20 protein-coding genes are annotated in these 19,344 nt (G+C 35.9%); 16 read left to right on the top strand and 4 right to left on the bottom strand.

Features of this window, described 5'->3' with window-relative positions; all coding sequences use genetic code 11:
- Positions 1-3: 3 nt before the first annotated feature.
- Together H3R21_RS01855 and def are read right to left on the bottom strand one after the other, a co-directional pair.
- The gene (locus H3R21_RS01855) at positions 4-228 is read right to left on the bottom strand and encodes a DNA-dependent RNA polymerase subunit epsilon (protein ID WP_046306751.1); all 225 of its coding nucleotides are present in this window, start codon (positions 226-228) and stop codon (positions 4-6) included.
- A 177-nt stretch (positions 229-405) separates the two neighbouring features.
- A complete protein-coding gene (gene def, locus H3R21_RS01850) occupies positions 406-960 on the bottom strand; it encodes a peptide deformylase (RefSeq protein WP_198182591.1) in 555 nt (184 codons plus the stop codon).
- A 257-nt stretch (positions 961-1,217) separates the two neighbouring features.
- Here def and typA point away from each other — a divergent pair, with 257 nt between their 5' ends.
- From typA to holA, 9 genes are all read left to right on the top strand, one after another.
- Positions 1,218-3,059, top strand: coding sequence for a translational GTPase TypA (typA, locus tag H3R21_RS01845; RefSeq protein WP_109715429.1), 1,842 nt, complete (start codon positions 1,218-1,220; stop codon positions 3,057-3,059).
- Between the two features lie 91 nt (positions 3,060-3,150).
- Complete coding sequence (locus H3R21_RS01840; protein ID WP_198182589.1) at positions 3,151-4,344, top strand: FtsW/RodA/SpoVE family cell cycle protein; 1,194 nt, start codon at positions 3,151-3,153, stop codon at positions 4,342-4,344.
- A complete protein-coding gene (locus tag H3R21_RS01835) occupies positions 4,328-4,672 on the top strand; it encodes a YlbG family protein (RefSeq protein WP_046306762.1) in 345 nt (114 codons plus the stop codon). Before H3R21_RS01840 ends, H3R21_RS01835 begins: the two co-directional genes overlap by 17 nt.
- The gene (gene rsmD, locus H3R21_RS01830) at positions 4,669-5,223 is read left to right on the top strand and encodes a 16S rRNA (guanine(966)-N(2))-methyltransferase RsmD (RefSeq protein WP_198182587.1); all 555 of its coding nucleotides are present in this window, start codon (positions 4,669-4,671) and stop codon (positions 5,221-5,223) included. The genes H3R21_RS01835 and rsmD overlap by 4 nt, the downstream gene beginning before the upstream one ends.
- Entirely contained in the window at positions 5,220-5,714 is a 495-nt protein-coding gene (gene coaD / locus H3R21_RS01825) for a pantetheine-phosphate adenylyltransferase (protein ID WP_046306766.1), read from the top strand. Before rsmD ends, coaD begins: the two co-directional genes overlap by 4 nt.
- Positions 5,704-6,747, top strand: coding sequence for a SepM family pheromone-processing serine protease (locus H3R21_RS01820; protein ID WP_198182585.1), 1,044 nt, complete (start codon positions 5,704-5,706; stop codon positions 6,745-6,747). The genes coaD and H3R21_RS01820 overlap by 11 nt, the downstream gene beginning before the upstream one ends.
- Before the next feature lie 65 nt (positions 6,748-6,812).
- Positions 6,813-7,526, top strand: coding sequence for a helix-hairpin-helix domain-containing protein (locus H3R21_RS01815; RefSeq protein WP_198182583.1), 714 nt, complete (start codon positions 6,813-6,815; stop codon positions 7,524-7,526).
- On the top strand, positions 7,495-9,783 hold the full coding sequence (locus H3R21_RS01810; protein WP_198182581.1) for a DNA internalization-related competence protein ComEC/Rec2: 2,289 nt from the start codon (positions 7,495-7,497) through the stop codon (positions 9,781-9,783). The genes H3R21_RS01815 and H3R21_RS01810 overlap by 32 nt, the downstream gene beginning before the upstream one ends.
- Complete coding sequence (holA, locus tag H3R21_RS01805; RefSeq protein WP_198182579.1) at positions 9,780-10,766, top strand: DNA polymerase III subunit delta; 987 nt, start codon at positions 9,780-9,782, stop codon at positions 10,764-10,766. The genes H3R21_RS01810 and holA overlap by 4 nt, the downstream gene beginning before the upstream one ends.
- 66 nt (positions 10,767-10,832) lie before the next feature.
- Here the strand turns inward: holA and rpsT are convergent, their stop codons facing one another.
- Positions 10,833-11,084, bottom strand: coding sequence for a 30S ribosomal protein S20 (gene rpsT / locus H3R21_RS01800; protein ID WP_046306779.1), 252 nt, complete (start codon positions 11,082-11,084; stop codon positions 10,833-10,835).
- Between the two features lie 199 nt (positions 11,085-11,283).
- Here rpsT and rpsO point away from each other — a divergent pair, with 199 nt between their 5' ends.
- The 7 genes from rpsO to yihA all read left to right on the top strand — a co-directional run bounded on the left by rpsO (position 11,284) and on the right by yihA (position 19,153).
- Positions 11,284-11,553, top strand: a complete 270-nt coding sequence (gene rpsO, locus H3R21_RS01795) for a 30S ribosomal protein S15 (protein WP_046306781.1) — start codon at positions 11,284-11,286, stop codon at positions 11,551-11,553.
- Between the two features lie 165 nt (positions 11,554-11,718).
- Positions 11,719-13,503: a ribonuclease J gene (locus H3R21_RS01790; protein WP_198182577.1), complete on the top strand. Its 1,785-nt coding sequence runs from the start codon at positions 11,719-11,721 to the stop codon at positions 13,501-13,503.
- 1 nt (position 13,504) lies between these two features.
- A complete protein-coding gene (locus tag H3R21_RS01785) occupies positions 13,505-14,338 on the top strand; it encodes a tetratricopeptide repeat protein (protein ID WP_198182575.1) in 834 nt (277 codons plus the stop codon).
- Positions 14,339-14,522: 184 nt separating this feature from the next.
- Entirely contained in the window at positions 14,523-15,713 is a 1,191-nt protein-coding gene (gene tuf / locus H3R21_RS01780) for an elongation factor Tu (protein WP_046306787.1), read from the top strand.
- A 143-nt stretch (positions 15,714-15,856) separates the two neighbouring features.
- The gene (tig, locus tag H3R21_RS01775; protein WP_046306788.1) at positions 15,857-17,179 is read left to right on the top strand and encodes a trigger factor; all 1,323 of its coding nucleotides are present in this window, start codon (positions 15,857-15,859) and stop codon (positions 17,177-17,179) included.
- A 128-nt stretch (positions 17,180-17,307) separates the two neighbouring features.
- Positions 17,308-18,579: an ATP-dependent Clp protease ATP-binding subunit ClpX gene (clpX, locus tag H3R21_RS01770; protein ID WP_074425422.1), complete on the top strand. Its 1,272-nt coding sequence runs from the start codon at positions 17,308-17,310 to the stop codon at positions 18,577-18,579.
- The gene (yihA, locus tag H3R21_RS01765) at positions 18,569-19,153 is read left to right on the top strand and encodes a ribosome biogenesis GTP-binding protein YihA/YsxC (RefSeq protein ID WP_198182573.1); all 585 of its coding nucleotides are present in this window, start codon (positions 18,569-18,571) and stop codon (positions 19,151-19,153) included. The genes clpX and yihA overlap by 11 nt, the downstream gene beginning before the upstream one ends.
- A 23-nt stretch (positions 19,154-19,176) precedes the next feature.
- Here the strand turns inward: yihA and H3R21_RS07510 are convergent, their stop codons facing one another.
- The gene (locus H3R21_RS07510) at positions 19,177-19,296 is read right to left on the bottom strand and encodes an SPJ_0845 family protein (protein ID WP_255524804.1); all 120 of its coding nucleotides are present in this window, start codon (positions 19,294-19,296) and stop codon (positions 19,177-19,179) included.
- Positions 19,297-19,344: the final 48 nt, after the last annotated feature.

The following is a 19,344-nucleotide window of genomic DNA, read 5'->3' as shown; positions in this document are numbered from 1 at the left end:
AAACTACTTCTTACTATCAAAAGTCGTCAATTTAAAATCGGCGTGTTCTTTTTCATATTGTAGTGAATTTCCTGCTAATTCTTGGATGAGTTCAATGTTGTAGGGGGTATTGTCCTCAACCAAGGTTCTAGCGCTGACCAAATTATCAGCCTCTAGGTAAAGGGTTTGAGTTGTTTCACGTCTAGGATTAACAACTTTGTCCTTTTGATACAAAACTTTGTAGATCATATTTGTATTCTCCTTATTCAGTTATAAAAACGTTCTTAATTTTGGATAACTAAAAGTACCCAATAGCTTATCTCAGTTTACCATAATTATAATTTTAAGTATAGAAACACAACTTGTTTGACTCATAAAAAAACCGTCAAAGTAAATTGGCGGTTAATCTATCATGTACTGATGATACTAATAAATTAGGACTGTATCATCATCCAATTTAAATGGGTTTTGCTTATCAATCCGGTCATAAAATAGGTGGCCTCTTAAGTGTTCAATTTCATGGGATGCAACAATAGCAGGATAATCCTTTAAGTTAATTGTTTTTTCCTCACCATCAACGGTATAGTAATGAATCTTTAACTTATCCGGACGGGGAACATAACCATCAATAACTTTATCAACGCTTAGACATCCTTCACCTTCACTGAGACATGCCTGACGAACGGATTCGGACAAAACCTCAGGGTTAACAATTGTTTCTTTAAAAACAATCTCGTTTTGATCATTTGGAACAAGAAGTGATGCCATTTGCACACTTTCACCCACTTGAGGTGCCGCTAAACCAACTCCAGCACGTAACTGATGCTTTTTAGCAATTTCCGGATCCTGTGAATTGATTAGGTATTCCATCATGTCTTCGGCCAATTTTTGGTAATGGTCGCTCAAAGGAAAAGTTAACTTTTCAGCAACTTTGCGCAATACAGGATCCCCATCACGAACAATATCTTTCATTAAAATCAATTAAATTCACTCTTTCATAAAAAAGTTATCTCTATATTTTTACCATAAATAAGGACATTTTGTCTGCTTTTTATTCTATCGTAAATTTAAAAATTGAAAAAGAGTGATAAACGTTGACCAGTATAACAATTAGGTGTTAAAATCAATGAGCGTAAATATACAGATATGAAACACTTCGATTAGCATGTTCTTGAACGTGCCGGCGAAACTGTGACATTGTCACAGTTTTTTTATTGAGGAGTGGAGGAGGAATACTTTTGTCAGAAAAAAGAAGAGACGATATTAGAAATATAGCGATCATAGCGCACGTTGACCATGGTAAGACAACTTTGGTTAACCAATTATTGAAGCAATCCGACACTCTCCCTGAGCACATGGCTTTGGAAGATCGTGCAATGGACTCGAATGATATTGAACGTGAACGTGGTATTACTATTTTATCTAAAAACACTGCGGTTAAATATGGTGATACCACAATTAATATTTTAGATACACCAGGACACGCCGATTTTGGTGGTGAAGTTGAACGTATCATGCATATGGTTGACGGAGCCTTACTTTTAGTTGATGCATACGAAGGAACAATGCCACAAACTCGTTTTGTTCTTAAGAAGGCATTAGAAGCAGGAGTTAAGCCAATCGTTGTTATTAACAAAATCGACCGTCCAGGTGCTCGTCCTAAGGAAGTTCTTGATGAAGTTCTTGAATTATTCATTGAATTAGGTGCCAATGACGAACAACTTGATTTCCCAGTTGTTTATGCATCAGCATTGAACGGAACTTCTTCTTACGAAGCCGATCCATCCACTCAAAAAGAAACAATGGATCCAATTTTTGACACTATTATTAAAGCTATCCCAGCACCAATTGATAATGCTGATGAGCCTTTACAATTCCAAATCACTATGCTTGATTGGGATGACTATGTAGGTCGTATTGGAGTGGGTCGTATCTATCGCGGTAGTGTAAAAGTTGGCGACAACATCACAGTTATGAAACGTGATGGTTCAAAGCAAAACTTCCGTGTAACTAAGCTATTTGGTTTCTTTGGTTTGAAGCGTAATGAAATTACAGAAGCTAAAGCTGGAGATATTATTGCTATTAGTGGTATTAACGATATTTTTGTTGGTGAAACAATTGCATCTGCAGAAGATCCAGAAGCATTGCCATTCCTTAAGATTGACCCACCAACTTTGCAAATGGACTTTGTTGCAAGTGACTCACCATTTGCTGGTCGTGAAGGTGATAAGGTAACACCTAAAAAGTTAGAGGATCGTTTAATCAAGCAAACTCGGACTGATGTTTCTTTGAAGGTTGAACCTACTGATCAAATCAATGCCTGGACTGTTTCTGGACGTGGTGAATTACACCTTTCAATTCTTGTTGAAGAATTACGTCGTGAAGGATTTGAATTACAACTTTCACGTCCAAAAGTTATTTATCGTGAGATTGACGGTCAAATGTGTGAACCATATGAAGCTGTTCAAGTTGATACACCAGATGAATACGTTGGTTCAGTAATTGATTCACTTTCACAACGTAAAGGTGAAATGAAGAACATGGAATCGACTGGAAATAATCAAACTCGTTTGGACTTCTTAGTTCCATCACGTGGCTTAATTGGTTATAACAATGAATTTATGTCTCAAACCGGTGGATATGGAATTTTAAATCACAGCTTCGATTCATACAAACCAGTAGTTAAGAACTGGGAACCAGGACGTAAAAATGGTGCTCTTGTTGCTATCAGCCAAGGTAAGTCAACTACATACTCACTTCAAACTGTTGAACAACGTGGTGAATTATTCATCGGCGCAGGTGTTGAAGTCTACGAGGGTATGATTGTTGGTCAATCATCACGTGATCGTGATATTGCAGTTAACGTAATTAAGGGAAAGAACTTGACCAACACCCGTGCTGCCGGTAAAGACCATGCGGCTGCAATCAGAACGCCAAAGACATTGACACTAGAAGAAGCAATCGAGTTCTTAAACGATGATGAATATTGTGAGGTAACACCTGAGTCAATTCGTCTCCGTAAGAAGATTTTAAACACTTCTGAACGTCAAAAAGCAGATAAGAAACGCAATAAAAACTAAATCAAGTAATTAAAATGGCACTCACTTAATGAAGTAGTGTCATTTTTGTTTTATAATAAAAATATATTTTTTCGTAAGAGGAGGGCTACTTTTGCGACGGAAACTTCAACATTTGGACTACAAAATTCTATTACCATATTTATTGCTGGTTTTCTTTGGCATAATTATGGTTTATTCCGCTAGTTCAGATATCTTGCTCGTAAATGGTTTTAAGCCAGCGACATATGGGATTAGGCAAGCAATATATGCCGTGATAGCTTTCTTTTGTTTTGCTACATTGGCGTTCTTTTTGCGGTTAGAACTTTTTAAGCGAACTAAGTTTGTTGCTTGGTTTCTCGGAATTAGTATGTTTTTGCTGTTTTACCTAATTGTTTTAAAGGTATTTAAAGGCTCTGACGCTGCAGTTAATGGGGCGGTTGGCTGGATTGATTTAAAAGTCATCCGTATTCAGCCGCTGGAAATTGCTAAATTAGCATTGGTAATATATTTAGCATACTATTTAGACCGTCATGATGGTTCTTTCCGTCAAGGGAATATTGTTAATAATTTGATTAGACCAGCGGTTTTATCTGGGGTAATGATGCTATTAGTAATTGTTGAACCAGATTTAGGTGGTACTGCCATTTTAGCCACAATTGTGATCATTATGTTTTCTTTATCAGGTGTGCCAGCTAAAAATGCATTGCTCTGTTTAATTGGAATTGGAATTGTTGTTTTCTTCTTAGTTTTCTTAATTGTTAAATGGAATCCTGACTTTTTACAGTCAAGTTATCAATATCAACGACTTATGTCATTTTTGCATCCCTTTGAGCTAGAGCAAAAAGGTGGTGCCCAGTTAGTTAATTCATATTATGCGATTCATAATGGTGGTTTGTTTGGTGTTGGCTTAGGTAATAGTATGCAAAAGAGAGGCTATTTACCGGAACCATACACGGACTTTATCTTAGCGATTGCTGCTGAAGAAATTGGGGTAATTGGTGCATTACTAGTTTTAGGACTACTTTTCTATTTGATGTGGAGCATTATGGAAGTGGGTCTTCACGCAAGCACGCAATTTAATGCCTTGGTTTGTTTTGGCGTAACAACAATTATCTTTACTGAAACTCTGTTTAATGTTGGTGCCGTTTTGGGGCTATTACCAATTACAGGCGTTACTTTGCCCTTTATTTCATACGGTGGGTCATCACTAATTGTACTATCGGCTTCAATTGGATTAGTTTTAAATATTGCTGCAAATGAACGTATTAAGAAAGAAGAGGAGTTGGCTGATGAGTATCAATCATGATTTGGCAAATACTTCCTTAACTAAGAGGCAAGGACTAATTGTTTATCTTAATTCTATTAATAGTCAGTTTAAGCTTAGACGTTACGGGGACATCGTATATTTTTCTAAGAAAAATGCATATTGTGTTTTATATGTTGATCAAAAAGAAGCTGACAAAACGATAAACGCGATTAAACAGCTGGATTTTGTCAAGGATGTACAAAAATCTAGTGATGATGAAATTGACTTGTCAAGTAAGCATATTGAAGAACAAATTACTGAACTTGCTACTGAAGCAGAAAAAAAGTTACTTGATGAGCAGGAACAGAATACGGATTACTTATTATGAGAATTATTTCTGGAAAGTATGCTAAGCGCAACTTGTATACTCTAAAAAGTCAAAAAACTAGGCCAACCAGTGATAAGGTTAAAGAATCTTTGTTTAATAGCCTAGGACAATTTTTTAAAGGTGGAGAAGTGCTAGACTTGTATGGCGGCAGTGGTGCTCTTGCAATCGAGGCTGTTTCAAGAGGCTACAGTCATGCAACAATTATTGATATTAATTACCAAGCTGTAGAAATTATCCGGAAGAATGTTGCTTTAACTAAAGAAGAAGATCGTTTTTCTGTTTATAAAATGTCAAGCAATGTTGCATTAACCAAACTGGCCAAAGATGAAAAGAAATTTGATTTAGTTTTCTTAGATCCGCCATATGCCAAACAAAAAATTGCTTCTGACATGAAGAAAATGGATAGTTTAAGTTTGTTAACAGATAATGCGGTTATCGTAGCTGAGACAGATAATGAAACTGGTCTTGGCGAAATAGGTGGTTTTGAGCTAACGAAAACTCACCATTTTGGTAAAACAATTGTTCGTTTTTATCGAAAGGAAAACAGATGAGTATTGCACTTTTTCCAGGTAGTTTTGATCCAATTACTAATGGACACATTGATGTAATTCAGCAAGCTGCTAGAATCTTTGACCAAGTTTTTGTTGTGGTAATGGACAATACCTCTAAACACTATTTGTTCAGTGTAGATGAACGGGTAGAATTTATTAAAAATGCAGTTAAGAACATTTCTAATGTTGAGGTTCAAAAAAGACCACAAGCTTTAACTGTCGATGTGGCACACGATATTGATGCAACTGCGATTGTTCGCGGAGTGCGGAACAGTGAAGATTTTACTTACGAGCAACAAATTGCAGCAATGAATAAGCAGTTAGCGAATGATCTTGAAACTGTATTATTGTTTACTTCACCGCAAAACAGTTTTGTGGCGTCTAGTATTATCAAAGAGGTAGCTCAATTTGGCGGTGATATTAGTTCATTTATGCCAATAGAAGCTGCAAATGCTTTAAAGAAAAAATTGGTAAAAATTAATGAACAATAAAACCAAAGATAAAGGTAAGAAAAAAAGTCATAAATGGCTCTTCTTTTTCATAGCTGTCGCCGCAATTGTAGTAGGTTTAAGCTGGCCAACTAATTATTATCTTGAAATGCCAGGCGAGGCATTCCAAGTTAGTCAATTTATTAGAAGTGGTAAAAAAGCACCTAATAATTATTATTTAGTGACAGTTAGTGAAACCCAGCGACCAGCTTCAGTGCTGCGGTATTTGTTAAGTTATACTAGAAAATACGAAACAAGAATTTCAAAAGAAGATTTGCTGGGGGATGCAACAAGTAGTCAGTATGAGGAATTGCAGAATTGGTACATGGAAACCAGTCAACAAAATGCTATCTATTATGCAGCAAAGAAGGCAGGCTTAAAGCCAAAACTGAATTACGAAGGCGTTTATGTCATGCAGGTTCAGAAGCACTCAAGCTTTAAGAAAAAACTGCAAATTGGTGATACCGTTCTGGGCGCAAACGGTCATCGCTTCAAATCAACAGAAGAAATGCTTTCATATTTTCAGAAAAAGAAAATTGGCTCTAAAGTTAAAATTAACGTTTTAAGAAATAAGAAACCACTAACTTTTTCAGGAAAAATTGTTAAAGTTGAGGGTACTAATAAACCAGGAATTGGAATTCAGTTAGTTGAACATGTCAAAGTCACGACAAAACCAGAGCTAAAAATAGATGCTGGTGCAATTGGGGGGCCTTCAGCAGGATTAATGTTTACACTAACGAGCTATGAAACTTTCACGCAACAGGATTTGGCTAAGGGACATAAAATTGCCGGAACGGGCACTATCTCTCCTAAAGGCAAAGTTGGGGCAATCGGTGGTGTTGACAAAAAAGTAGTCGCAGCCGACAGAGCCGGAGCAGAAGTTTTCTTTGCGCCGACAGATACGTCTCAATTGGAAAAAGCTGATAGTAACTATCAAGTTGCTAAAAGAACGGCGAAGCAAATAAAAACGAAGATGAAGATTGTCCCAGTAGCTACCTTTGAAGATGCTTTACATTATTTGCAAAAACACTACTAATAAAAAATAAAAAGTTCAGAAGAAATTCTGAACTTTTTTCGTACTTAAAATTAGGAGGTGAAAATATGAATTGGGCAAAAGTTAAGGAATTCATAATTGAGCATAAACAGTATTTTGTTATAGGAATAGGGATTTTGTTTGTCTTGCTTTGGTTAATTGGTCATTCTGGAAATGAACAATCTAATGATTCTGATTTTGCCATAAAGCAAACAGAGACTGATGAGCAAGAAGAAACTGAAATAAAAGAAGAAGCACAAATTGCTAATAAAGAGGTAGAGAAGGAAGTAAAAGAGCCTAAAGAAGTTACTTGTGATATTTCTGGTGCAATTGAAAATCCAGGTGTTTATACATTGAAGTATGGTGCTCGCTTAAATGAATTGATTGCGGCAGCAGGTGGATTGACAAGTAAGGCTCAAATTGAAAAAGTTAACCGTGCATTAATTCTTCGTGACCAGGACAAAGTTCATATTCCATATCATGGAGAAAAGTTAAAGGAAAACGAAATTGTTTCTTCTGTTAATGGTAGTACTAATTCAGGAGAACTAGATAATTCTTCCCAGAGTGAAAGTGCTAACCAAGCTTCTGGAGTAAAAGTAAATATCAATACGGCAAACACTGCAGATTTGCAAAAGTTATCTGGAATAGGCGCTAAAAAAGCTGAACAAATTATTGCGTATCGGCAAAAAAATGGAAATTTTAAAAGCATTGAAGATTTGAAACAAGTTTCTGGGATAGGAGATAAGACTTTTGAGGCACTTCGAAGTCAACTGGAAGTCTAAAATTCTGACACCAGGTTTTTTATTGCTAGTTTCTTTATTATTAGCAGACATAAATTTTGGTCTTTCACAGTCTATTACGCCTCTTCAATGGCTATTTTGTTTGGTAATTGCACTTTATTTGATATTTCTTTTGTTTCATAAACACCGACAAACAAGTTGTTTAGCCTTTTTAGTGCTATTTGTTGCATTTATCAGTTTTGCTATTAATCAGAACCAACAAAATTTTTCGCTCAAAAATAGTTCTGTGGTTACCATATACCCAGATCAAAGCAAAGTGTCTGGAAACCGAATGTTTGGCCAAGGGAAAGCAGATGGAAAGTCAGTACTAGTTTCAACAAAAATTAGCCAAATGCAGAAAAAAGAACTACTTTCTGGGTACTCACTTTATCTTTCGCATTTACAAGGAGAGGTTAAAGAAATCGAGCCTGCTACAAATTATGGACAATTTGATGCAAAAAAATATTATCTGAGCAAAAACATTAAACAAAAGATTGAATTGGAGAATTGTATAATCATAAATAAAAAGCAAGATTTTAGGGATGTTGCTCATCATGTTCGCTTTTGCTTGCAAAAGTATTTTGCGCAAATGCCACCGATTTTGTCCTTTTTCAGTAGCGAATTAGTTCTTGGCGAAAGTCCAAGCCAAGCGGACCAATCGATTTTATCTAATTACCGTGACCTTGGCGTAATTCACTTGTTAAGTATTTCCGGTCTTCACGTTGGCATCTATACCTTAGTAATTAGTACAATTTGTTATTATTTGAAATTAACCGAACAAGAAACATTTGCAATTTGTTTATTCATTCTATTAATTGGTATTTTCTTAAGTAATGGTCAAGCTGGCTTTATTCGAGCCAGTCTAACTTATGTACTTGATCAGATTTTTAAATTCCAGAAGCAAAAAATTACTCATTTTGATTTATTAGGTCTCACTTATATTATTCACTTAATAATTAATCCGTGTTTGATGCTCAATGTGGGAGCCATTTTAAGTTATGTCTTGGCTCTAGGTTTAGAATTAACAACTAAATTAACCTCATTTAAACAGTCATTTGCCTTAAATTGTTTACTAACGCCATTACTACTTTTTCATTTTTTTCAATTTAATTTGTTGACCGTTTTTTTTAATTTGGTAGTAGTACCATATTTTAATTGGCTAGTTATGCCAATTGTCTTTTTGAACTTAGCTACTTTTAAATTATGTCCTGAAATTTCCTGGTGCTTTGAGAATGTTTTAAAGACATGTGAAAAGTTAATAGCTCAAGTATCCGCTTCTAAATTGGGACTATTAACATTTGGTAAGATCAACTGGTGGCAATGTGTGATGTTAACTATATTTACGGCTATTTTGCTGGCTTTTGTAAATGAGAAAGAATTGACGAAAAAAAGGAGGTTAAAAGCAATTGGTGGCATTGCGACTTTGTACGTGATGATCTTTTTCTCGATTCATTTTCCCTTAACAGGTCAGGTTACATTGATTGATGTAGGGCAGGGCGATAGTATTCTGATTTCTACACCTTTTCCAAGGCGTGTTTATTTAATTGATGTTGGCGGAAAATTGAATTTTAGTGGCCAAAAAACGACGCCTCAAGTTAATAAAATTACTATTCCTTTTTTGAAAGCACTGGGAATCAGTAAACTTAATGGTGTTTTTGTAACTCATCAAGATTCCGATCACGTTGGAGATTTAAGACCCTTGCTCGAACAAGTTCACGTTCAAAAATTGTATACGGCAGCAGGATTAATTCGTAATCCGTCTTTTATAAAAAGAATAGTGGGACAAATTAAGCGAGATCAAGTTGTAGAACTATTAGCTGGTCAGAAAGTAGCTGAGCCACAAATTACATTTAATGTTGTTTATCCTTTTAAGCCTGGCCTAGGTAAAAATGAAGATTCACTATCTTTGACATTTGTTGTGAAGAGCAAAAGATGGCTTTTTACTGGTGATTTAGGTCAAGAAGGTGAAAAAGAAATAATGAACAAGTTTAATATTCAAGCTGACTATTTCAAACTAGGACACCATGGTAGTCGCACTTCTTCAAATCCTGATTTTTTAAAAGCTTTAAGACCAAAATTAGTTTTTATTTCAGCTGGTCGAAATAATCGTTTTGGGCACCCGCATAAGGAAACGCTTGATACTTTAAGCAATCAACACATTCCATGGGCTTCGACGCAGGACTGTGGTATGATTACTTGGACATATGGCTATTTTTCTAGGCCAAAATTCAAACGTTTTGTAGTGGTGAATCAAAAATGACTTTACTTTCTTTGTTTAAAAATTCAAATAATAGCAATGCGCAAACCTTAATTTTGGGTTCAGATAGCTTTTTGAATGATTATATTGCGCGCTCATACATATATGAAGAATCATTTCAAGAACTAGAGAAAGTATCCGTTGATTGTGAAAGCGATAGTCTAGATGATTTGATTGCTGAATTAACAGAATCAAGTCTTTTTAGCCAGCAAAAAGTAATCACTATCAAAAATCCGTTCTTTTTAACTGCTAAAGTTCCGCAAAAAGCAAAAAAGCAACTTGATCAGTTGCAGCAAATTTTTGATCATATTGATCAGCTCGACAACAAACTAGTAATAGTAGCATCGTATGAAAAGCTTGATCGGCGAAAGAAGCTGACAAAAACAATTTTGAAGAAGTTTAATGTCGTGGATACTGAAGTTAAAAGTTATGAAGTTAAAAAGGTAACTAAGGCATTAATTAGTGCTGAAGGATATCAGATTACAGAGATGGCTTTGCAGCTTTTACTTGAAAGAAGCGATCAGGTTCTTGATACTGTACTGAGCAATTTTAATAAATTAAAGATGGCTGCCACTGAGAATGAAATTGATGAGACACTAGTTCGTAAAAACGTTGACTTATCATTTGCCCAAAATGTTTTTGCAGTTTTAGAAGCAGCTTTAAAGCATAATTATCGAGAAGCGATTGCAAGATTAGATAACCAATTGAGAGAGGGTAGTAATCCGATTCAATTGCTTGCAGTCTTTGAAAACCAGTTGGAATTAATTTTAGTTGCAAAAACATTACATGAACGCGGCAGAAATGAAACTGAAATTGTTAAAGAGCTAGGAGTTCACCCGTATCGAGTAAAGCTAGCTCTCAATAATAGAATTTCGACTAATAAATTGGCAAGCTTATTAGAGCAGGCAATCAAGCTAGATTATAACTACAAGAATGGGCAATATCGGGAAGATAATTTCTTAAAACTGTTTGTTTTGAGTGTATGAGGATAAATTGGGCAAAGAAAAAAGCAAGGATTACTCAATCCTTGCTTTTTAGTTTTTGAATTCAAATTATTTAGCTAACTTAGCTAAGCGACTCTTATCACGGCTAGCCTTGTTTTTATGAATAAGCCCCTTAGAAGCGGCCTTGTCCAATGCGCGGGCAGCAGCAACATGTAATTCGGAGGCGTTTTCAGCACCAGCGGCTTGGGCAGTCTTGAACTTCTTAACAGCAGTTCTTAATTCTGTCATTTGAGCGGCTCTGCGCTTTCTAGCAGCATCTTGAGTTTTAACACGCTTAATAGCTGATTTGATTTGTGGCATAACATTCACCTCCATTGATCGTAATTTTACTTAGTAAATTATACTGAAGAATAGTTGTAGATGCAAGATAATTTATACTTGCTTTTTAAAAAAATAATCTGTATTATACTATTGTTGTGAACCGTTAACGCTGTTTGCTCGCTCACACCTGACGGTTAACGTTGTTAACGGCAATTTTTTTATTGAAAGGTGAATAATTATGGCAATTTCAAAAGCAGAAAAAGATGAAATCATTAAGCAATTTGCTACTCATGAAGGTGACACAGGTTCAACTGAAGTACAAGTTGCTATTTTAACTAAAGACATCAACAACTTGACTGAACACATGAGACAACATTCTCATGACCACCACTCATATGTTGGTTTGCTTAAGAAGATTGGTCACCGTCGTAACTTACTTCGTTACTTACAAGATAACGACATTAATCGTTACCGTGAATTAATCAAGAAGTTAGGTTTACGTCGTTAATTTCTAAACTTAGATTTAAAAAAGTCAGTTCTATTAAAGAACTGGCTTTTTGTTTTTGCCATAAGTGCTTTTTATGCTAGAATAAAAAAAGATACTTTTTACGTTGTGATCTTACGATCCATAAATAAACAACTTAATAACAATTATTATAGAAAAGGAAATAAAATGGCTGATCAAGTTAAGATAATGATTTTGAGCGGTGTTCGTGAACAAGGAAAGGACATGTTTGCTGTTCAAGTTAATGATGAAATTTTTGTTCTTGATGCTGGATTAAAATACCCTGATAGTTCTTTATATGGAATTGATTTGGTTATTCCAGATCTCGACTTCTTTGAAAAATATGGTGACCAAGTTGTTGGTATTTTTCTAACTCATGGACACGCTGATTCAATTGGAGCCTTACCATATATTTTGCGTCAATATGATATACCTGTATTTGGGTCTCGGTTAACGATTGAACTGGCTAAAATTACAGTTAAAAGAGAGAATAAGCGAATTAAAAACAGTTTGTTCCATGTAATAGACGCTGAAACTGAAATTGAATTTAAAAACGCGAATATTTCATTCTTCCACACGACGCACTCAATTCCTGACTCGCTCGGAATTGATGCGCACACTCCAGCTGGAGAAGTAGTCTATACTGGTGACTTTAAGTTTGACCCTTCTGCAACGCCAAAATATCGAACTGATTTAGATCGGTTGGCAGAAATTTCACAGAAGAAAGTTCTGGCACTTTTAAGTGACTCTTCTAATGCAGAAGCATCACTACCTAACGTTTCTGAACAAGAAATAGGTGAATATGTGACCAATGTCTTTCGTAATGCCACTGGTCGAGTAATTGTAGCTGCTAAAGCTTCTAATTTAATCAGAATTCAAGAAGTTTTAAATGCTGCGCATGAAACAGGCCGGAAGGTACTATTAACTGGACGTGATGTAGCAAAAATAGTTCGTACAGCTATGGACTTAGGTTATCTTTATGTTCCTAAAAATCTGTTAATGCGTGTCAAAGATTTGAGCACTACACCAGATAACAAAGTGGTAATTCTTGAAACTGGGCAAATGGGTGAGCCATTAAATTCTTTGCAAAAAATGGCTAAAAAACGTCACAGTATGATTACGATTCATGAAAATGACCTAGTTTTCATCGCAACAACACCATCTCATTCTGTTGAAACAGTAGTTGCGCAGACTAGTGATCTTGTTTATCGAGCAGGTGGAACCGTAATTGAGCTTGGTAGAGCTAAGCACACAAGCGGTCATGCAACTGGACGTGACTTGCAAATGCTAATTGATATTCTAAAACCACAATTTGTTATTCCAGTAATCGGTGAATATCGCTTGTTGGAAGTTCATCGCGACCTTGCAATAAGAGCAGGAATTAAGAAAGAAAATGTTTTGATTACCAGAAATGGTGATTGTTTGGATTACGATTTTAAACAAAAGAAGTTTAATTTAACTGATCCTGTTCCAGGCGAAGATATAATGATTGATGGCTCAGGCATCGGTGATGTCGGCAATATTGTCCTGCGTGACCGAGAAATTTTGTCAGATGATGGTATTTTTATTGCCGTTGTTACAATTGATCGTCGTAAGAAAAAAATCATTGCACAACCACAAGTTACTAGTCGTGGCTTCGTTTACATCAAAGCCAATCATCAATTGATGAATGATTGTATTGAATTAATTAAAAAGACTATAAATAATAACTTTGAGCATAAGAAGTTTGATTGGACTGAAATAAAGCAGGATGTTAGAAACGATTTAGAGAAGTTCTTATATAAGAAAACTAATCGTCGTCCTGTAGTATTACCAGTGGTCATGGAAGTAAACCAGAATAGACATCGTGCGATGCAAAAGCGTTCGGGCAAAGATGCGACTACTGGAAAAAATAATGAGCATCATTCCGTTGACGTGAAAAAATCTGGTAAGAAAATAGTTAAGAAAGACTAGTATGACAACTTTAAGCCAAAAAAATTTACTAACTTTAGCACAAGAAAATGAAGCAAACGGTAAATTAGATTTAGCAATTCAAAATGTTGAAGAAGCTCTGCGAACTGGCAGTAACAAGGAAATTGTTCTTCGCTTATGTGACTTATATTTAAAAGCCGATCAAGCCTATTCTGCGTATAGCTTAATCAAAGAGGAAAAAGATCTCTTTTCAGATGATGAGATCTTTTTTGCTTATTCTAGGGTTTTGCAAGCCAATCACTTTTTAATTGAAGCACTCGAGATTAAAAATTTGAGTAAGGGCGAAAAAGAAGTTGAAGTCTTACCAGCTTCGATTTCTGAGCAGCAAGCAACAATGGAGAAATTTCGTCTTAGTAAAAATCCAACTAAGTATGAATATGACCAACTTTTTACATTGGATTTAATTAACTTTACGAATTTTGCACAGAGTCTATTATTAGACCCCAGCTTAAGTTTCGCTGTGCATCTAGTATTATGTGAAGATCTCTTTCGCTTGGGGATTAATGAATCTTTTGATGTTTTGGTGCTAGGTAAAAGAGAAAAGTTCATTCCTAACCAGATTAATTTGCTAGAGAAGGATCCGATTTATCGTGAAGTAGTTTCGGCAATCGGATCAAGATATTATCACCGCCCGAGTCAGCTTCCAGCTGTCTTAGGCGAAGTTAATTTGATCTTAGGTAGCTTGTATCCAAAACTATCTAAATACGTCGAAGAACCAGATAGTTTTGCGAGTGACATTGCTTCATACATTGATTTTCAAGATGGTCGAAGTCACCATGATTTATTCAGACAAATTGACCATAATTTGCCAAAATAATTTAGATAAAAGGTCTTTACATTTTTTTCCTATTTAGTATAATATCAAAGGACGTTTTCATTAGGCATGGCTCTATGCATTAAAATACTAGGCATTTGCCAATGAAAGTAGTACAATATTCAACAGAGAACTATCCGTTACTTACTCAACGGACTTCTTGCAAATTTACAGGAGGGTCATTTTAATGGCAGAAAAAGAACATTACGTTAGAACAAAGCCACACGTAAACATTGGTACTATCGGTCACGTTGACCATGGTAAGACCACTTTGACAGCGGCTATTACTAAAGTTTTATCAGAAAAGGGCTTAGCAAAGGCTGAAGACTATTCAGACATCGATGCAGCTCCAGAAGAAAAAGAACGTGGTATTACTATTAATACCGCTCACGTAGAGTACGAAACTGAAAAACGTCACTACGCTCACATGGATGCTCCAGGTCACGCTGACTACATCAAGAACATGATCACTGGTGCCGCACAAATGGATGGTGCCATCTTAGTTGTTGCTGCAACTGATGGTCCTATGCCTCAAACTCGTGAACACATTTTGCTTGCTCGTCAAGTTGGTGTTAACTACATCGTTGTTTTCTTAAACAAGACTGATTTAGTTGACGATCCAGAATTGGTTGACTTAGTTGAAATGGAAGTTCGTGACTTGTTAACTGAATACGATTACCCTGGTGATGATATTCCAGTTATCCGTGGTTCAGCTTTGAAAGCTTTACAAGGCGACAAGGAACAAGAAGAAGTTATCATGAAGTTAATGGACACTGTTGATGAGTACATCCCAACTCCAGAACGTCAAACTGATAAGCCTTTCTTGATGCCTGTTGAAGATGTCTTCACTATCACTGGTCGTGGTACTGTTGCTTCAGGTCGTATTGATCGTGGTACTGTTAAAGTCGGCGACGAAGTTGAAATCGTTGGTTTAGTTCAAGAAGTTCTTAAATCAGTTGTTACTGGTTTGGAAATGTTCCACAAGACTTTGGACTCAGGTGAAGCCGGCGATAACGTTGGTGTATTGCTTCGTGGTGTCGACCGTGACCAAATCGTTCGTGGACAAGTTTTAGCCGCACCTGGCTCAATTCAAACTCACCGCGAGTTCAAGGGTCAAGTTTATGTCTTGAAGAAGGAAGAAGGCGGACGTCACACCCCATTCTTCTCAGACTACCGTCCACAATTCTATTTCCACACTACTGATATTACTGGTGAGATTGAATTGCCAGAGGGTACTGAAATGGTTATGCCTGGTGATAATACAGAATTTACTGTTAAGTTAATCAAACCAGCTGCCATTGAAAAGGGTACTAAGTTCACTATCCGTGAAGGTGGTCGTACTGTTGGTGCTGGTCAGGTTACTGATATCCTCGACTAGTTCGTAATAAAACAGTTTAAAAAGATGTACTTCTTCATAGAAGTGCATCTTTTTTTGCCTAAATTTGTTTTTTGCGTGCGTTTAATGTAAGATAATTTAGTATGCAAGATGCAAGTAAACTTGACATTGGAGGTATTTAATTAATGTCTGTAAAATGGAATAAAACTGGTAAAACTACCGGTGAACTTACTTTTGATATTTCTCAAGCTGAAGTAAAGCTTGGGTTAGATCAAGCATTCAGAAGAATAAAAAAGAATTTGCGTGTTCCCGGCTTTAGAAAAGGTCACGTTTCGCGGGTAATCTTTAATCAATATTATGGTGAAGAAGCTTTATATGAAGAAGCATTAAACATGGTTTTACCTAATGCATATGCTGCTGCTATTAAAGAAGCTGGTATTTCTGCAGTAGGTCAACCTCAAGTTGTTCCAGATTCAATGGAAAAGGGCAAAGACTGGACAATGAAGGCCACTGTAACTGTTGAGCCCGAAGTTAAATTAGGTGATTACAAAGGCATTGAAGTACCTAAGCAAAACACTCGTGTTTATGCTAAGGATGTTGACGCTCAACTTGATGCAGAACGTGAAAAGAACGCAGAACTTGTACTTAAGAAGAGTGCTGCTGCTAAGGGCGATACAGTAACTATTGATTACAAGGGTACTGTTGATGATAAGGCATTTGATGGCGGTTCTGCAGACGACTATGCACTAGAATTAGGCTCAAATACCTTTATTCCTGGCTTTGAAGATCAATTAATTGGCCACAAAGCTGGTGACGAAGTTGATGTTGTAGTTACTTTCCCAGAAGACTACGGTGCTAAAGATTTGGCTGGTAAAGAAGCTCACTTTGCAACTAAGATTCACGAAGTTAAGTCAAAACAACTACCTAAACTTGATGATGAATTTGCAAAAGACGTTGATGATTCAGTTGAAACTCTTGATGAATTAAAAGAAAAGATCAAGAAAGACTTAAAGGCTAAGAAAGAAGAAGCTGCAAATGATGCAATTGAGCAAGCAGCTATCGAAGGTGCCGTTAAGAACGCCACAATTGATGAAATTCCAGATGCAATGATTCAAGAAGACGTTAATTCACAAATGAATCAATACCTTGGTAATATGCAACGTCAAGGCATCAGCCCAGAAACCTATTACAAGTTGACTAATACTACTGAAGATCAATTACGTGCTCAGTTTAGTAAGGACGCTGCTGAAAGAGTGAAGACTAACTTAGTTCTTGAAGCTATTGTTAAGGCTGAAGACATCAAGGCATCCAAGGAAGAAATTGATAAAGAAATCAAAGATCTTGCTGGTGAATATAACATGGATGAAAAGACAGTCCGCAGTACTTTAACTGATGACATGCTTTCACATGATATTGATGTTCGTAAAGCAATCAACTTAGTAACTGATAATGCAAAGCAAGTTGCTAATTCTAAGAATAAGAAAGAAGAAACTAAATCTGAAAAATAGTCGGATTTAATTTCGAAATAAAAAGGTAGTTGTTAAGACTGCCTTTTTATTTTTCCTACAAGCAAATTTTTTATGCAATTTTCTTGATTTATGATACTCTTAAGTTTGTAGATATTAGGAGGAATAGAATGGCATCACAGTTTACTGATCAGGATGAAATTAGATGTTCTTTTTGTGATAAAACACAAGATCAAGTTAAGAAAATGATTGCTGGCAATGGAGTTTATATCTGTAATGAGTGTGTTGATTTATCCAAAAAGATTATTGATGATGAATTAAAATCAGATTCGCTCAAGAAAGCCAAAGATTTACCTAAGCCAATGGAGATTAAGCAACAACTTGATCAATATGTTATTGGTCAAGATCAGGCAAAAAAGGTATTGTCAGTGGCAGTTTATAACCATTACAAACGAATAAGTCAAATGAATATTGATTCTTCGACCGAATTACAAAAATCAAATATTGCTTTAATTGGACCAACTGGGTCAGGGAAAACGTATTTGGCACAAACTTTAGCTCGTATTCTCGACGTTCCGTTTGCAATTGCTGATGCAACAACTTTAACTGAAGCTGGTTATGTCGGAGAAGATGTTGAGAATATTTTATTAAAGCTTTTACAAAACGCTGATTACGACATTGAACGTGCTGAACGAGGAATTGTTTATATCGATGAGATAGACAAGATTTCCAAAAAATCTGAAAATGTCTCAATTACTCGTGATGTTTCCGGCGAAGGAGTACAGCAATCATTACTAAAAATTCTTGAGGGTACCATTGCTTCGGTTCCACCTCAAGGTGGGAGAAAGCACCCACAACAAGAGTTGATTCAAATTGATACCACCAATATTTTGTTTATCGTTGGTGGTGCGTTTGATGGAATTGAACAAATCGTTAAAAACCGTATGGGTAAGAAAATTATCGGTTTTAGTGCAGAAAATGAATTGAACAAAACAAAAGATGATTCATGGACACAGCATTTAACTACAGGTGATTTGGTTAAATTCGGTATGATTCCAGAATTTATCGGTCGTATTCCAATCATTGCAACGCTTGATAAGCTTAGCAGTAAAGACTTGGTAAGAATTTTAACTGAGCCCAAGAATGCGCTGGTAAAACAATACAAGAAATTGCTTTCGCTTGATCAAGTTGATTTGGAATTCACTGATAGTGCGCTTAAAGCAATTGCAGATTTAGCAATCGAACGTAACATGGGTGCACGTGGTTTGAGAACAATCATTGAAAATGCAATGATGGGCATAATGTACAAAACACCAAGTGAACCTGATATTGAAAAGGTTGAAGTTACTAAAGAAGTTATTACTGATCAAGCAAAGCCAAACGTAATTCGGCGAAATGCTGATGAAGATAGTGAAGAAATTAAGGCCGCAAATGATAATTAAAACGAGCGACTATGCAATCAGTGCTGTAAAAGAAGAACAATATCCTAAGGATCAACTTCCTGAAATAGCTTTGGCAGGTAGATCAAATGTGGGTAAATCAAGTTTGATTAACTCATTATTAGGAAGAAAAAACCTTGCTAGAACTTCATCGCAACCTGGTAAGACGCAGACACTAAATTTTTATATTGTTAATGAAGAATTTTATTTAGTCGATGTTCCTGGCTATGGTTATGCAAAGGTTTCTCAAGTAAAACGGCAACAATTTGGTGAAATGATTCAAGATTATCTTGAAACTAGAGAAAATTTAAAAGGCTTAATCCTATTAACTGACTCACGTCATGAGCCGACTAAAGATGATATTGCGATGTATAATTATTCGCTCTATCTTGATTTACCAATTTTGGTTGTTTGTACCAAAATTGATAAGGTAAAGAAAAACCAAGAAAATAAAGTACTATCCAATTTAAAGAAGCACCTTGATTTGGCACATGACAACGTTACTGTTCTAACATATAGTTCAGTTAAGAAAACACATGTCAAAGAAGTCTGGGACTGGATAGAAGAAAAGCTTTAAAAAAATGACTCTCATCTTGAGAGTCATTTTTTCTTCTTATCGTCTTTATCTTTAGTAAGCTTTTTCTTTTTGTCTTTTGGAACTGTCGCAAATTTATCAAATAATTTTTCCAGTTCATCCTGTTTTTTATATGTTAGGCCCATAGCTTTTTCCTTTCATTTTTGATAATTATAATTGAAAAAGCTGTGACA

It is taken from the genome of Lactobacillus sp. W8172 (assembly GCF_016102055.1).
GTDB classification, from domain to species: Bacteria; Bacillota; Bacilli; order Lactobacillales; family Lactobacillaceae; genus Lactobacillus; species Lactobacillus apis_A.
Note: the sequence above shows the minus strand (reverse complement) of the source record. Positions and strands in the feature narration are given on the sequence as shown.